The sequence below is a fragment of the Bradyrhizobium sp. dw_411 genome, assembly GCF_018449695.1.
Classification (GTDB): Bacteria; Pseudomonadota; Alphaproteobacteria; order Rhizobiales; family Xanthobacteraceae; genus Bradyrhizobium.
Window position 1 is genome coordinate 12,643 of the sequence record NZ_JAAVUY010000007.1, and the last position, 14,359, is coordinate 27,001.

14 protein-coding genes are annotated in these 14,359 nt (G+C 61.8%); 4 read left to right on the forward strand and 10 right to left on the reverse strand.

Features of this window, described 5'->3' with window-relative positions:
* Nucleotides 1–39 precede the first annotated feature (39 nt).
* The 4 genes from HB676_RS13315 to HB676_RS13330 are packed head-to-tail and all read right to left on the reverse strand — an operon-like array spanning nt 40 to nt 3,136.
* Complete coding sequence (locus tag HB676_RS13315) at nt 40–837, reverse strand: ABC transporter ATP-binding protein (RefSeq protein WP_346347336.1); 798 nt, start codon at nt 835–837, stop codon at nt 40–42.
* A 13-nt stretch (nt 838–850) separates the two neighbouring features.
* Nucleotides 851–1,687 carry an ABC transporter permease gene (locus tag HB676_RS13320; protein ID WP_213738279.1) on the reverse strand — a complete coding sequence of 279 codons (837 nt, stop codon included), beginning with the start codon at nt 1,685–1,687 and terminating at the stop codon, nt 851–853.
* Complete coding sequence (locus HB676_RS13325) at nt 1,687–2,085, reverse strand: RidA family protein (protein WP_213738280.1); 399 nt, start codon at nt 2,083–2,085, stop codon at nt 1,687–1,689. The genes HB676_RS13320 and HB676_RS13325 overlap by 1 nt, the downstream gene beginning before the upstream one ends.
* On the reverse strand, nt 2,078–3,136 hold the full coding sequence (locus tag HB676_RS13330; RefSeq protein ID WP_213738281.1) for an ABC transporter substrate-binding protein: 1,059 nt from the start codon (nt 3,134–3,136) through the stop codon (nt 2,078–2,080). The genes HB676_RS13325 and HB676_RS13330 overlap by 8 nt, the downstream gene beginning before the upstream one ends.
* 221 nt (nt 3,137–3,357) lie before the next feature.
* Between HB676_RS13330 and HB676_RS13335 the strand changes: the two genes are divergently transcribed.
* Nucleotides 3,358–6,522, forward strand: a complete 3,165-nt coding sequence (locus HB676_RS13335; RefSeq protein WP_213738282.1) for an EAL domain-containing protein — start codon at nt 3,358–3,360, stop codon at nt 6,520–6,522.
* 22 nt (nt 6,523–6,544) lie between these two features.
* Here HB676_RS13335 and HB676_RS13340 read toward each other — a convergent pair whose 3' ends face one another.
* The 4 genes from HB676_RS13340 to HB676_RS13355 all read right to left on the reverse strand — a co-directional run bounded on the left by HB676_RS13340 (nt 6,545) and on the right by HB676_RS13355 (nt 10,553).
* A complete protein-coding gene (locus HB676_RS13340; RefSeq protein WP_213738283.1) occupies nt 6,545–7,588 on the reverse strand; it encodes a hypothetical protein in 1,044 nt (347 codons plus the stop codon).
* Between the two features lie 102 nt (nt 7,589–7,690).
* The gene (locus HB676_RS13345; RefSeq protein WP_213738284.1) at nt 7,691–8,143 is read right to left on the reverse strand and encodes a cupin domain-containing protein; all 453 of its coding nucleotides are present in this window, start codon (nt 8,141–8,143) and stop codon (nt 7,691–7,693) included.
* A 36-nt stretch (nt 8,144–8,179) separates the two neighbouring features.
* Complete coding sequence (locus HB676_RS13350) at nt 8,180–9,238, reverse strand: phosphotransferase (RefSeq protein WP_213738285.1); 1,059 nt, start codon at nt 9,236–9,238, stop codon at nt 8,180–8,182.
* Nucleotides 9,239–9,314: 76 nt separating this feature from the next.
* On the reverse strand, nt 9,315–10,553 hold the full coding sequence (locus HB676_RS13355; protein WP_213738286.1) for an acyl-CoA dehydrogenase family protein: 1,239 nt from the start codon (nt 10,551–10,553) through the stop codon (nt 9,315–9,317).
* Between the two features lie 199 nt (nt 10,554–10,752).
* Here HB676_RS13355 and HB676_RS13360 point away from each other — a divergent pair, with 199 nt between their 5' ends.
* Nucleotides 10,753–11,424 carry a TetR/AcrR family transcriptional regulator gene (locus tag HB676_RS13360; protein ID WP_213738287.1) on the forward strand — a complete coding sequence of 224 codons (672 nt, stop codon included), beginning with the start codon at nt 10,753–10,755 and terminating at the stop codon, nt 11,422–11,424.
* 1 nt (nt 11,425) lies between these two features.
* On the opposite strand, the gene HB676_RS13365 is transcribed toward HB676_RS13360, so the two are convergent.
* The gene (locus HB676_RS13365) at nt 11,426–11,971 is read right to left on the reverse strand and encodes a lipocalin-like domain-containing protein (RefSeq protein ID WP_213738288.1); all 546 of its coding nucleotides are present in this window, start codon (nt 11,969–11,971) and stop codon (nt 11,426–11,428) included.
* 138 nt (nt 11,972–12,109) lie between these two features.
* Between HB676_RS13365 and HB676_RS13370 the strand changes: the two genes are divergently transcribed.
* Both HB676_RS13370 and HB676_RS13375 read left to right on the forward strand, forming a co-directional pair.
* Nucleotides 12,110–13,048 carry a LysR substrate-binding domain-containing protein gene (locus HB676_RS13370; RefSeq protein WP_213738289.1) on the forward strand — a complete coding sequence of 313 codons (939 nt, stop codon included), beginning with the start codon at nt 12,110–12,112 and terminating at the stop codon, nt 13,046–13,048.
* Between the two features lie 79 nt (nt 13,049–13,127).
* A complete protein-coding gene (locus HB676_RS13375; protein ID WP_213738290.1) occupies nt 13,128–13,397 on the forward strand; it encodes a hypothetical protein in 270 nt (89 codons plus the stop codon).
* A gap of 29 nt (nt 13,398–13,426) precedes the next feature.
* Here the strand turns inward: HB676_RS13375 and HB676_RS13380 are convergent, their stop codons facing one another.
* Nucleotides 13,427–14,314, reverse strand: a complete 888-nt coding sequence (locus HB676_RS13380; protein WP_213738291.1) for a 3-keto-5-aminohexanoate cleavage protein — start codon at nt 14,312–14,314, stop codon at nt 13,427–13,429.
* Nucleotides 14,315–14,359: the final 45 nt, after the last annotated feature.

Consider the following 14,359-nt stretch of genomic DNA (forward strand, 5'->3'; position numbering starts at 1 on the left):
GTACCCGGTCAACCGAACTTTGGAAGGGCTCTTGATGCGTTAGAGAACGCCGGCATCCCGGAACAGCGCGCGGATATCGTCGACGATCCCGTGAAAGCGCGGATCGCGCCGGATCGCCGGTTCACGCGGTTGCGGCAAGTCGACCCGGAAACGCCTGAGGATTCGGCCCGGGCGCGGACTCATGACCACGACCTCATCCGACAGCAGGACCGCTTCCTCGATATCGTGGGTGATCAAAAGCACGGTCTTGCGATGCTCGGCCCAGAGACGGTTGATATCGGCCTGCATCCGTTCGCGCGTCAGCGCATCCAGCGCGCCGAACGGCTCATCCATGAAAAGCACCGACGGCTCGCACAACAGCGCCCGGCAGATCGCCGCGCGCTGGCGCATGCCGCCGGACAGCTCACTCGGATAATTAGCCTCGAACCCGCCCAGGCCCACCTGCGCCAGCAAGGCGCGGCCCTGTTTGGTTGCGGCCTCGAGATCCAGGCGCTTGATCCGCGCGGGCATGACGACGTTATCCAGGATCGAAAGCCACGGCAGCAGGACGTCGGTCTGGAACACGATGCCTGCATCCGTGAAGCAATCCTCGAGCAGCTTGCCGTCAATGCGCAACTCGCCTGAACTTGGCCGGTAAAGCCCGGCCGCGAGCATCATCAGCGTGCTCTTGCCGCAGCCGCTCGGTCCGAGAATCGAAACGAAAGAGCCCGCCGCGATATCGAGGCTGACATCGGTCAATGCATCTACGCGCGCACCGCGGCGCTGATAGGTCATGCCGACATGCGAGATGGAGATCGACGCACCGCCGCCGGGCGGTCGCGCAGCAGCTTCGGTCACGACGCCGTATCCTTCACAACGTCGCTCCCGCCTCGTCCGCCCTGACGGTGCGCAGCGGCGTCGGCAGGACCATCCATTCCAGCAGCACCACCAGCCCGTAAAGCACGCCGCCCATCACCGACAACAACACCAGGATGCCGAACAGCAATGGAATCTGGAAATTGTTGTTCGCGATCAACTGCAGATAGCCGAGCCCGCTGCTCGCCGCGATGAACTCGCCGACGATGGCGCCGACCACGGCGAAGGTCGCCGAAATCTTGATGCCCGCGAAGATATAGGGCGCCGCGACCGGCAGGCGCACCCGCAGGAATATCTGCATCCTTGTGGCACCAAATGAACGCATCAGATGGATCATCTCCACCGGCGCACGCTTCATGCCGACCACGGTATTGACGACGATCGCAAAGAACGCGATCGAGAACGCGATCAGCACCTTCGGCAACAGTCCGAACCCGAACCACACCACGAAGATCGGCGCGAGCGCGACCTTCGGGATCGATTGGCTGGCGACCAGCAGCGGATACAATACGCGGTCCAGCCAGCGCGAATAGACGATCGCCACGCCCAGGGGGATGCCGACGACGATGCTCAGCACAAATCCGGCGGTGGCTTCCGCGAAGGTCACGGCGGCGTTGACGAGGAGCTGCCGCCATTCGTCGGAGATCGCGCCGGCGATCTGCGTCGGCGACGGCAGCACATAATCGGGAATGCCCGCCAGCCGCGTCACCGCTTGCCAGATCACGAGCAGCGCAATAAACGCGCCGGCCACGGGCAGCGCGTGGCGCAGTTGAATGATCAGGGATTTCAGGCGTGAGCGCGGCTCACGACCGCCGTCGTCCGCACCAGCCATCAGGACGCGGCCCGGCGCGCGGCAACGACCTCGACCTCGACGTCATCGTCCTGGTTCAAGCCCGCCACCTCAACGATAGTCCGCGTCGGCCACGCGCCGCCGAACGCGGCCACATAGGCATCGTTGATCAGCGGCCGGATCCGCGCCATGTCGGTGACGTAGACCCGCGTCACCAGGACGGTCGCAAAGGACGCGCCATGATGCTGCAGGGTCTTGTCGATGTGATCGAAGATCAGGCGAATGCGCGCCTCCAGCGTTTCGGCCGGGCGTCCGGTCGCGGGATCGAGACCGCGCACGCCCGACAGGAACACCATTCCATTCCATTCGACCGCGCGCGCCCACGGGCCGGTGGCGTCGGGCACGTCGGGGACTTTGAGGGTGCGAACGATCTCACTCATCGGCAGGAACGAACGCATTGGTATAGTAGTCGGAGACGGATCTGCCGGGAGCCGCACCGGCCACCGGCGGCGTAAGAATCTCGATCGTGCTGCGCCAGCCTTCGTCGCTACCGGCGAACAACCGCTTCGGCTCGCCGCGGCCGAGAAAATCCACCAGCTCCTTGACCTGGCCGAGCGTGGTATCGGCGAACAACACCTTCGGATAGGCGGCTGAGGCGATCTGCGCCGCTTCCTCCGGATGCTCGATGGTGAACTTGAAGGCTTTGGCGGCGGCGGCGTTGAAACGCTTCACCAGATCGGGCTTGTCGTCGATGGTCTTTTGGGGCGCCGCGAGCGTATAGCCGATCAGCCGAAAACCCCAATCGCCGACCACCAGGGTGTTCAACGGCTGCTGCCCGACCTGTTTTTGCAGAACCGGATACTCGTTGGTCATGAAAATATCGGCGAGCACATCGACCTTTTTGGTCAGCAGCAGATTGAACCGCGCGCCGGGCGCGACCCGCACCACCGTGACCTTGCTCTCATCGATGTTGTTCTTGCGCACGAAGGCCGACCATATCTGGCTGAAGGTCGCGGTGGCCGTGATCTCGACGGTGCGGCCCTCGATGTCCTTTGGGGTTTTCAGCGACACATCGGACAGCGAGACCATCCCCATCGAGTCGACCTTGCCGACGGTCGCAATCGCCTTCAACGGCATGCCGTGATTGACGGCTTCGATCAACTGGACCGACGGCACATAGGCGAAATCATCCTGACCGCCCGCCACGGCCTGCAACGCCTGGGTTCCGCTGCTGCCTTCCTGGACCTTCACGTCGAGGCCCTGGTCGCGGAAGAACCCTTTTTCAACGCCAACGATGAAGGGCGCGAACTCGCCTTTCATCTGCCAATTGAGGCGCAAGCTGACGGAATCTGCCGCGGATGCCGAAGTCATTCCGGCGAATACAGCCCCCGTAAACAGCAGGAAACCGGCGAACACCCGGCCTATTCCAGAATCGCGCGGCGGTGCGTCGATTGCAGGAAAAACAGCCTCAAACCATCGTTTGCACGTCATATCGACCCCGAGCGATTTAAATCAAATCATTTACCCAAACAGCAAGCAAGCGCCGCGCCAAATGGCGCGCCAATTTATTTTAACGACGGGCTTTTACCCGCAGATGACGCCTACTTTCGCGATGGATCAAGCTTTCGGCGCTGAATTAACAGTTAGGTAACCGACATTGCTAACGCGAACTCTACCCATGGGTTGTATTTATGCTTCGGGGAGACGCGAAAATGCAGGATCCGATTCCACAGACCAGCGCTGTGCATCGCGCAGCCGCGGCCGGAACATTTGATTTCAACGACGGCGGACACCCGAGCCGGCGCAATCCAGTCCGCTGGCTTGTCACCTGCGGTATCCTGCTGATCGCGGCCATCGCGCTCGGCACCGCGATGATGATCGACAACTTCCGCAAGCATGCGCTGGAAAGCAGCAAGCGCGAACTGGAAAATACCGTTCTGCTGCTGGCGCACCATTTCGACCAGCAACTGGACGATACCGCGATCCCGCTCGGCGACATCATCGCGCAGGTCCAACAGGCCGGAATAGCAACGCCGGAGGATTTCACGCGCCGGATGTCCGCGCCCCAAACGCACCTGATGTTGCAGGCCAAAGCGGGCGATTCTTCCAAGATCGCCGGTTTCAACATTTACGACGCCAGGGGCGTTCTGGTCAGTTCATCGGAAGTCCCGGACGTTCCGGTCGTCACCGTCGCCGACCGCGCCTATTTCAAGATTCTCAAATCAAGCCCGAAGCCGGCGCAGATCCAGATGGAACTGGTGCGCAGCCGTTTTACCGGAATTTGGAAAACCCTGATCGCCCGTAAGATAACCGGACCGAACGGCGAGTTTCTCGGCATCGTGTCGCGGGCCATCACCCCCGGCAAATTTGAGGAGTTCTTTTCCTCGCTGACGCTGGCAGCGGACGACACGATCTCGATTCACCATCATGATGGCCCGCTGATCGCGCGCTACCCTCATGCCGAAGAGATTATCGGCAAGAATTTCAAGACGCAGACGACGCCGCAGGCGACGGCCTTTCTGAACCTCGATCACGGCACCACGGAATTGACCAGTCCGGTCGATGGCCTGCAGCGCCTGGCCTCCATTCGCAGCCTGAGCCGGTATCCGCTGTCCATCATCGCGACCACGACGGTCGCCTCGGCGCTGGCCGAATGGCAGGCACAAACCCGATTCCTGATCACCGCAGCCGCGCTTTCGGCGCTCGTCGTCGCCATCATCCTGTTCCTGATCGTGGGGCGGCTGTCGTCGCAGCATCGATTGTCGCAACGCCAGTTGACGCTGGAAAAACTGCGCCTCGATACCGCCGTCGATAACATGTCGCAGGGTCTGACGCTGTTCGATCAGTCGAGGCGGCTGGTCATCTGCAACCAGCGCTATCTTGAGATGTACCGGTTGTCGCCCGACGCGGTCAAACCGGGTTGCAGTTTTGAGGAATTGATCCTGCTTCGAAAACAGGCGGGAACGTTCCCCGGCGATACCGAGGAATATTGCAAGCGAATTCAGGAAAATGTCGCGCGCGGGGAATCCTCCAACATCGAGGCGATGGATGGACGCTCGGTCCAGATCACGCGCCGGCTATTGCCCGATGGCGGCTGGGTCACCACCCATGAGGATATCACCGAGCGGATCCGCCGCGAGACCGATGTCTTCCAGCAAGCCAAGGAACTCGAAATCATCAACATGCAATTCGATGCCGCCTTGAGCAACATGACTCAGGGGCTGTGCATGTTCGATGGCCAGAAGCGGCTAGTGGTCTGGAACGACCGTTATGCCGAGCTGTATCAACTGCCGGCCGAATTGCTGAAAGTCGGCACGCCGCACGACGCGATCATCGCCGATCGCATCACGCGCGGCATCTTCAAGGGCGCGACCAACAAACAGGCCACCAGCGCCAAGATCGCGGCCCTCAGTCAGCTTCCAAAGCACTCGACCTCGAGCCGGATCGATGAATTTGCCGACGGCCGGTTCGTGCTCGTGACGCGGCAGCCGATGGCGGACGGCGGCTGGCTCGCGACCCATGAAGACATCACCGAACGGCGGCGGGCGGAAGCGGAGATCGTCCATCTGGCGCGGCACGATGCGCTGACCGGCCTCGCCAATCGCGCGGAATTCAATGCGCGGCTGGAAGAAGCCTGCAAGCGCGTGGCGCGCAACGGCGTCGCCCTCACCGTGATGATGATCGACCTCGACGATTTCAAGGCCGTCAACGATACGCTCGGACATCCCGCCGGGGACCAGTTGCTGATCGAGGTCGGCCGTCGCCTGCAGTCCACCATCCAGGACACCGATCTGCTGGCGCGGCTTGGCGGCGACGAGTTCGCCGTGATCCAGGAAGGCGCGCCGGATCAGCGCGAAGGCGCCAGTGCGCTGGCGCTGCAAATCATCGACGCCATCACCCGGCCGTTCGATCTCAACGGCGACCTCGCCGGCGTCGGCACCAGCATCGGCATCGTGATGGCCCCGGAACATGACGTCGAGCCCGAGGGCCTTCTCAAGCGCGCCGACCTTGCGCTCTACGACGCCAAGGCCAACGGCCGAAATGAATTCCGGCTGTTCCAGCCCGAAATGCTCGAGGCGGCCGATATGCAGAAGGCGGCGGAAAACGAACTGCGCCTCGCCATCGAGCGAAACGAATTCGAGCTCTACTACCAGCCGGTGGTCGACATCGAAACGCGGCTGTTGTGCGGCGTCGAGGCACTGGTGCGCTGGAAGCATCCGACCAAGGGCATGATTCCACCGGACCGTTTCATCCCGCTGGCGGAATCGACCGGCCTGATCGCGCCGCTCGGCGAATGGATTTTGCGGCGGGCCTGCCAGGACGCCGCGGCGTGGCCGGCGCACATCAAGATCGCCGTCAACATCTCGGCGGTCCAGTTCAAGAAGGGCAATCTGTTCGACCTCGTTCTGTGCACGCTGATGGAGACGGGTCTGGCAGCAGAACGGCTGGAACTCGAAGTCACCGAAACCGCGCTGCTCGAAAACCACGAAGCCCACCTGACCACGATCCGGCAGTTGAAAAATCTGGGAATATCTGTCGCGCTCGATGATTTCGGCACCGGATACTCCTCGGTCAGCTATCTGACGATTTTCCCGTTCGACAAGATCAAGATCGACAAGTCGTTCACCCAGGGCGTTCTTGCCCGCCGTGACTACAAGGCCGTGATCGCCTCAACGCTCGCGCTGGCGCAGGGTCTCGGCACCATGACGACCGCCGAGGGTGTCGAGACCGAAGAGCAGCTCGAATACATGCGCACGGCGGGTGTAAATCTCGTGCAGGGCTACCTGTTCGGCCGGCCCGTTCCGCTGCCGCAGCTCGATCTCAGCGACAGCCCGCGGGGAGTTTCGGCTCCCTCGCCCAAGGCCAGGGTGGCTTAAGGCAAGAGCAATCCGTCGCTGGCTACCGGGCCAGCGCTTCGAACGTATCGGCGAGCTGATCGATCCGCGATGAATCCCGCACCACGCGCAACCGCTTGGCAAGGTCGTTCAGCACGTCGCGCAGGTCGCAATGCTGCGTGACCAGCCATTTCAAATTAGGCAATTGAAATTCGAGATCAATCGCTTCGCCGAGACGGTTGCTGTAGGAAGGATCGATCTTTAACGCGCTTTCGCGCAGCGCCGCATTATAGGACGCACACAGGGCCGGCGTCGCCGCGATATCGAGTTGCCACATCTCGCGCAGTTTTATCAGTCCCTCTGGCTCCCCGAGCAGCGCCACCGCATCGGCCTGCCGGCTCCGGGCGTGGCGGGCGCCTTCCATCGCCAGCGGAACCCGGTCGTCGCTGCTGTTGACGTATTCCAGGTAGTCGCGCAGCGGGGAATCGGGATCAAGCGCCGCAAATCTGGCTTCGTCGCGCGCGCGATCTTCCGCGGCGATCTTTTCATCCCGGGCGAGCTGTTCCTTGTACGCCGCCTGCAACTTCTCCTGCCGCGCCGGTGCGGCAAGCTCATCGAGATACGACGCGAAGGCCGAGGCCCCGATCAGCGCGACGAGCGCGGCCCCGGCGAGTGCGCTGGCAACTTCTTCCGACAACAATGCGACGAGCGCGGGAATACGAATCCACAGCGCGTAGACCACGATGACCGGCGGCACGAGCACCGGGACGATCCAGGTCCAGTCATGGCTGGCAGCGTAAAGGTTCGCCGCGGTGAACGACGCATGGCCGGACAGCGGCAGCAGCACGAGTGCCGCGATCGCCGCCCACTCCGGCATCCTGCCGTTCTTGAATGCGACCAGCATCAGGCCGGCGAGCACGATCCATAGCGCGACGACAAAGGTCGCGATAAAGGCGGCGGCCCATGGATCTACGGCCCCTTCGCCAGAACTCGCGTCGCGAATGACCGCAAGTTCCAGGGCATAAAGCAGCCCCGCCAATATCGCGAGCATCACCGCGCCCACAGGCGGCGAACGCAATGGCCGTTGGACCGGACGCGGCTCGTTCATGAAGATTGCCCCCTCGGGTGCGGCGTTATTTGACCGTCCCCGCAAATGAGAGAGATGCAACGCCCTTTCATGCGTCGCGGCTCGATCCAATCTCGTTCGATTCTATTTCTGCCCGATCGACGTCAACCCGGAAGGCCCGTTGCTGCCGACCACCTGGATGACGACTTCGCCGTCCTTGGCCCAGACAAAATGCGGCTGCCTCGGCGGCTCGGTCCATACACTTCCGGCCGGCAAAGCTTTCATGGCGCTTTCGTCGAATTGCTCGCCGTAACCCATGTAGAGCGTGCCTGAAATCACGGTGGCGATCCGCTCGTCGGGATGGAAGTGCGGCTGAACTTTCAAATTGGCCGGGAAGCGCAGGCGGTACATGTACATGCCGGGCTTGTGGTCGTCGCCTACGAGATTCACCCGCTGGCCGCCGACCGGTGTCGGCACCCAGACGAACTCGTCAGGCGCCAACCGCGTGACCGAAATCGGCTCGGCTTGCGCGGATATATCGCAGACCAGCAGTGCAAGCGCGGCGCATCCTGCCATCATAAAGATGGTGGCTTTCATCGTCTCTCCCCCCGGTCAGAACTTGCAGCGAGGGCGTTAAACCGCCCCCGCCTTTTGCGCGTACTCCCATGACGCCTTCGACAGCGGCACCGTGCGCTTGGCCGATTCCATCGCCTTGGCGCTCGCCGCGGTGCCATCGCGAATGCGCCCGGCGATCCCCTGCGTGATGCCGGCGAGCCGGAACAGGTTGTAGGAGAAATACCAGTTGAGATCGGGAACGGCGCTGCCGGTAACGTTGCAGTAGATCTGCGCGGCCTCTTCCATGCTTGGAATGCCAAGCGTCTTGAGATCGATATTGGCCAGCCCCGGCATGGTCCATTGCATCAGGAGATATGTGAAATCCGCCATGGGATCGCCGAGCGTCGACAATTCCCAATCCAGTACCGCGATCACCCGCGGCTCGGTGGCATGAAAGATCATGTTGTCGAGGCGATAATCGCCATGCACGATCGAAACCCGCTCCTGCTGCGGCATGGTGCGTGGCAACCACTCGATCAGCTTTTCCATTTCGGGAATGTGTTGCGTCTCGGACGCGCGGTATTGCTTGGTCCAGCGATCGACCTGGCGCGCGAAATAATTGCCGGGCTTGCCGAAATCGCCGAGTCCGATCGCCTGCGGATCATAGGTATGCAACTTAGCAAGCGTCTCGATCTTGCTGGTGTAGATCGCGAGCCGCGCCTGCGGTGTCTCGCTCGGCAGCGCCGGATCCCAGAACACCCGGCCCTCTTCCATTGACATGATGTAGAACGCCGCGCCGATCACGGCGTCGTCGGTGCACAGCGCATAGGCCTTCGCGACCGGAAAGCCCTGCTTGCCGAGTGCGGCGATGACGCGGAACTCGCGATCGACCGCATGGGCCGACGGCAGCAATTTGCCGAACGGCTTGCGCCGCATCACATAGGAACGATTGGGCGTATCCAGCCGATAGGTCGGGTTCGACTGGCCGCCCTTGAACTGCAGGACGGTCAGCGGACCCTGATAACCTTCGACATGCTCGCGCATCCAGCCGTCGAGGCGCATCTCGTCGACGCGATGCCGCTCCTCGACCGGCCTGGTGCCGGAAAATTCCTCGTCGGTCCTGACGCCTTCGGCCACGATGACGCTCCCTTTGTTATCTGAGCATGACTTTTTCAGAGATCATGCCTTGGGGAGCGTCAGCGGGGAAGCTCCCTTAGTGCGAGGTAGGAGCGTTGGCATACTTCCGAAGTTCAAGTCTGGCAATGGCGCGGTTGTGGACCTCGTCCGGGCCGTCCGCGAGGCGCATGGTACGCATCGAGGCGTAGTCGCGCGCCAAACCTGCATCGTCGGAAACCCCGGCGGCGCCGAACGCCTGGATGGCATTGTCGATGATCTTCAGCGCCATGTTGGGCGCCGCTACCTTGATCATCGCGATCTCGAGCTGGGCGGTCTTGTTGCCGACCTTGTCCATCATGTCGGCGGCCTTGAGGCAGAGCAACCGGTTCATCTCGATATCGGTGCGGGCCTCGGCGATGCGCTGTTCCCAGATCGAAAATTCGATGATCTTCTTGCCGAACGCCGTGCGCGACGACAGCCGCTTCACCATCTTCTCCAGCGCTTCCTCGGCCTTGCCGATGGTGCGCATGCAGTGATGGATACGGCCGGGACCCAGACGCCCCTGCGCGATCTCGAAACCCCTGCCTTCACCGAGCAAAATGTTGCTGGCGGGAACCCGCACATTCTCCATCAGCACCTGCGCATGGCCGTGCGGTGCATCGTCGAATCCGAACACCGGCAGCAGCTTCTCGATCGTGATGCCCTTTGAGTCGAGCGGCACCAGGATCTGCGACTGTTGCTGGTGGCGCGGCGCCTTCGGATCGGTCTTGCCCATCACGATGGCGATCTTGCAGCGGGGATCGCCGACACCCGACGACCACCATTTGCGGCCGTTGATGACGTAATGATCGCCGTCGCGCTCGATGCGGGTCTCGATATTGGTGGCATCGGAAGAGGCTACCGCGGGTTCGGTCATCAGGAAGGCGGAGCGGATTTCGCCATTCATCAGCGGGCGCAGCCACTGGCGCTTGTGCTCCTTGGAGCCGTAGCGCATCAGCACTTCCATGTTGCCGGTATCCGGCGCCGAGCAGTTGAACACTTCCGAAGCCCAGCCGATGTGGCCCATTTCCTCGGCCAGCGGCGCGTATTCCAGATTGGTCAATCCCGCGCCGCGGAATTCGTCATCCTCATGCGCCGAGGGCGGCATGAACATGTTCCACAGACCTTCGGCATGCGCCTTCTTCTTCAGTTCCTCGACGATCGGGATCACCTTCCAGCGCTCGCCGGCCTCGTCCTGCTGCCGGTAGACCGGCACGGCGGGGCGGACATGCTTGTTCATGAACGACTGCACACGGTTGAGCCATTCGCGCTGACGGTCAGACATGTTGAAGTCCATTGGGCGTTCCTCGCATTTCCCAGAAGAAAATTATTGCACGAATTTATTGGCGGCACTGTCTCCCCGCCGCCTGTTCACCGCAAGACCATTTTCTCGCGCACTGGCGTGGCGATGCGTCATCCGCATTGACATTCCAGTCTTCAAACCATAGTTTCATACAAGCGTTTGAATTGCAATACTCCTCTTGCCCGGCCCCAAGATGCCGTCAGACCAGACCCGAACCTCCATTCTGGACGCGGCCGAGCGGCTCTATGCCGATCGCGGCTTCGCTGACGTCACGCTGCGTGACATCGTCGCCGCCGCCGGCGTCAATCTGGCTGCGGTGAATTATCATTTCGGCTCCAAGGACGAATTGATCGCCGAGTTGTTCGTCACCCGCAGCCTCGCCACCAACCGAGCGCGGCTCAACGAATTGAAGGCGGCCGAAGCTGAGGGCGGCGGACGCGCCGAGATCGATGCAATCCTGCGCGCGCTGGTGGGGCCGACGCTGCGCGGCTGTCTCGGCCCCGGCAATGAACGCTCGGCCGCGGCGCGCTTCATGATCCGCGCCTCGATCGAGGCAGTGCCGCCGATCCGCCGCATCAAGAACCGCGAGATCGATCATTTGCGGAAATTCGCCGCCGCGATGCAGCGCTCTTTGCCCGGCCGCAACCAGGTCGATCTCTATTGGGGCCTGCATTTCGCATTGGCGATGGCGCACCAGACCATCCGCGACAGCGAACGGCTGACCAAATTGTCGGAGGGATCGTGCGATCTGGATGACGTCCAGGGCATCATCGAGCGCATCGTCGCGGTGTCGGTGATGGCGCTGACCAGGCGCGAGGCGGACAGCAGAGCGTCCGAACCGGTCGCCGCCCGGCGGGGGCGCTAATTCACTGTGGCTGGTGTTGCCAGATCGAATAAGCAACCGTGCCGTTGCCGGACGCCGTCGCGGGTACCGAATAGATCAAGACGCCGTCTTTGAAAGTGTAATCGCGCACCTGTTGTACGCCCTCCCAATTGGGATAAGAGGCGGAGTCGATCTTGAACGTCAGTTGGCTCTTCACCGGATCGACCACAACACGTCCGGTATGGGTGCTCGAACCCAAAACAGCCTCGCGGTATTCCTGAGGTGTCCCGCGTGTCTTGTCGCCGGCGACAAACTTGGGTCTGTCGGGACGAAAAATCTGTAGCGAATAACGCCCGTTTTTATCGACCATCAGGAGACCGTTGGGATGCTCGCCATAGTTGGTGGTGCGCGTGCCGTCGGCAAGTATTTCATAGGCCGAAGTCATGACCCAAGTGCCTTCCAATGAAAGGGGTTGGGGATCGGCAGCCGCCGCAGATGCGCCGATCGGTATTTGGGACAAGGCGACAAGAGGCACACAGGCCAACCATGTCAGGGAAATCGTTTGAATCGCGGATTTCATCATTTTCATTGTCATCACTTTTTTTCAGAAGCCGGACGGTTGCCCGGATTAATCGTTCCGCTCGTCTATGAAAAACGATAAAAATGCCCACGTCCTGGTGAGCTGGGGTCACCATCAAACCCGATATCGAAGTCCCGGTGACCACCGATGGCCCTTCCCTCCCTTCGTAATCTCCAGGTGTTTGAAGTTGCCGCGCGTCATCCCACGCTGCGGGCCGCTGCGGATGCGCTGTTCCTCACTCACGGTGCCGTCAGCCGCCAGATACGCGCTCTGGAAGCCGAACTAGGCGTCGCGCTGTTTACCCGTACGCGGCAGGGCATGATGCTCACTCCGCAAGGTCGACGCTTGCAGGCAACCGTCGCCGAAGCGTTGAAATTGATGCATGACGCCACCGCGACCATTGGCCATCAGGCGCGGAATTCGTCGACACACCTTGTCCTCACTGCTCTGCCTTCGTTCGCTACCCGTTGGTTGTTGCCGCGCTTGCCGGATTTCCAGTCGCGTCATCCCGACATCACGGTGGAGTTGATCCCGGCGATGGCGCCGCTCGACCTCATAGAGAAGCAAATCGACCTTGGAATACGCAACGGCGAAGGAAGCTGGGCCGGGGTCACGTCGGAACGGCTGGCGCAGGAGAAACTATTTCCGGTTGCCGCGAAGGGCGGCGTCCTTGGTCACAACAAACTACCTCGTTCCGCGCAACAACTGCTCGAATATCCGCTGCTGAACCCCTATGACGACTGGCAACGCTGGTTCAACCGCGCAGGTGTGACCGCGCGCCTGCCCTTTGTGGGGAAGACATTCAATGACGCCAATCTGCTGCTTCAAGCCGCCGAGGCAGGCGAAGGAATTGCCTTGGGACGAAAGTGGCTGGTCGCCGATGCCTTGAACGAAGGAATCCTGGTTCGCCTGCCGGGGCCGATGATCCTCTCGCCACGATCCTACTATTTGATCTATCCGGAAAATCAGCCGCTATCGCCTCATGCGGAAGCCTTCGCCGTTTGGATACGAAAGCAGATGACGCTGACCGGGCGCGAAGCGGACAGCAGAACCTCCGAACCGGTCGCCAGCCGGCGGGCGCGGTAGTTACGATCCCCTGTCATCAAGCTTTTACGGCGACGCCTCAAACTGTTGCCCTGAAATGCGCGCGGCGCCGGGGGGCGACATGAGGACGATGCTGGTGATGGCGGTTATCGTGACGTCGGCTTTCGCTGTCGCGGCGCAAGCGCATCATCAGGCAAAACCGTCGCGAACAACTTTCATCTGCACCAAATCCGGCTCCAAAAGCGCCGGCCTGACCAAGATTTGCTACTACGACTGCGGTGGATCGGAAGCAGCGACCACCGTGGATGTGTACGAGGCCTGCGCGCGCTGGACGCCGCGCTGGCGGCTGAAGCGAAACATCCAGTACGGGCCGCGGGAATCCGCGCGGTAACGAAGCCGTTCGAACGACGCCAGCAAGACTTACGAAAAGCCCAGATGCGCCCGCGTTTCGGCCGCCGAGGCAATCACACCGCCCAGGCTTTTCACGATATTGGCGGCGTGGGTCACCAATTCGGCGTTGCTCTTGGCCAGCACGCCTTTCGACATATAGAGATTGTCCTCCATGCCGACCCGGACATGGCCGCCATACAGATAGGCCTGCGCGACCATCGGAAATTCGGCGCGGCCGATGCCGAAGCCGGTCCAGATCGCGCCCGGCGGCAGCAGGTTGCGGCCGTACAGCATGGTTTCGGACGAGGCGTCGAAACCGTATTTGACGCCGAGCACGAGCGAGAACAGCCCCGGCCCCTGCAGCACGCCCTCGGCGATCAGGTCGCGCGCCAGATGGCAATCGCCGGAATCGAACAGTTCCAGTTCCGGCATCACGCCGACGGCGCGAATGCGGTTGGCCATCTTGCGGACATTGGTCGGCGTGTTGATCACGACCTGGCCGCCCGAATTCATGGTGTTGAGATCGAGCGTGCAGATTTCGGGGCGCAGCAGTTCGATATGTTCGACGCGTTTTTCAGGCACGACCAGGGTCGTGCCCGGGCCGGCCACCTTGGGGTCTTCCTCCGACGGGACGAAGCGCCCGCCGGGCCCGGTGGTGAGATTGATGATCAGCTTCGGGTTGCGGGCGCGAATGCGATCCATCACGTCGCGATAGAGATCGACCGACATCGAGGGACGGCCGGTTTCGGGATCGCGCACATGGATATGGGCGATCGCGGCCCCCGCCTCGGCCGCCTCAAGCGCACTGTCGGCGATCTGTTGCGGCGTAATGGGCAAATACGGCGATTGATCGGGCCGCGTCAGATTGCCCGTGATCGCGCAGGTGATGATGACCTTGTTAAAAGCCTGGTTCGCCATCGCTGATGCCTCCCGCCGCCGTCTTGAATGTTTTGACGCTTCTTG

Excerpts from the sequence above, each read along its gene's own strand:
- HB676_RS13320 (WP_213738279.1), bottom strand. The coding sequence starts at position 1,687 with ATGGCTGGTGCGGACGACGGCGGTCGTGAGCCGCGCTCACGCCTGAAA.
- HB676_RS13325 (WP_213738280.1), bottom strand. The coding sequence starts at position 2,085 with ATGAGTGAGATCGTTCGCACCCTCAAAGTCCCCGACGTGCCCGACGCC.
- HB676_RS13330 (WP_213738281.1), bottom strand. The coding sequence starts at position 3,136 with ATGACGTGCAAACGATGGTTTGAGGCTGTTTTTCCTGCAATCGACGCA.
- HB676_RS13335 (WP_213738282.1), top strand. The coding sequence starts at position 3,358 with ATGCAGGATCCGATTCCACAGACCAGCGCTGTGCATCGCGCAGCCGCG.
- HB676_RS13340 (WP_213738283.1), bottom strand. The coding sequence starts at position 7,588 with ATGAACGAGCCGCGTCCGGTCCAACGGCCATTGCGTTCGCCGCCTGTG.
- HB676_RS13345 (WP_213738284.1), bottom strand. The coding sequence starts at position 8,143 with ATGAAAGCCACCATCTTTATGATGGCAGGATGCGCCGCGCTTGCACTG.
- HB676_RS13355 (WP_213738286.1), bottom strand. The coding sequence starts at position 10,553 with ATGGACTTCAACATGTCTGACCGTCAGCGCGAATGGCTCAACCGTGTG.
- HB676_RS13360 (WP_213738287.1), top strand. The coding sequence starts at position 10,753 with ATGCCGTCAGACCAGACCCGAACCTCCATTCTGGACGCGGCCGAGCGG.
- HB676_RS13365 (WP_213738288.1), bottom strand. The coding sequence starts at position 11,971 with ATGAAAATGATGAAATCCGCGATTCAAACGATTTCCCTGACATGGTTG.
- HB676_RS13370 (WP_213738289.1), top strand. The coding sequence starts at position 12,110 with ATGGCCCTTCCCTCCCTTCGTAATCTCCAGGTGTTTGAAGTTGCCGCG.
- HB676_RS13375 (WP_213738290.1), top strand. The coding sequence starts at position 13,128 with ATGAGGACGATGCTGGTGATGGCGGTTATCGTGACGTCGGCTTTCGCT.
- HB676_RS13380 (WP_213738291.1), bottom strand. The coding sequence starts at position 14,314 with ATGGCGAACCAGGCTTTTAACAAGGTCATCATCACCTGCGCGATCACG.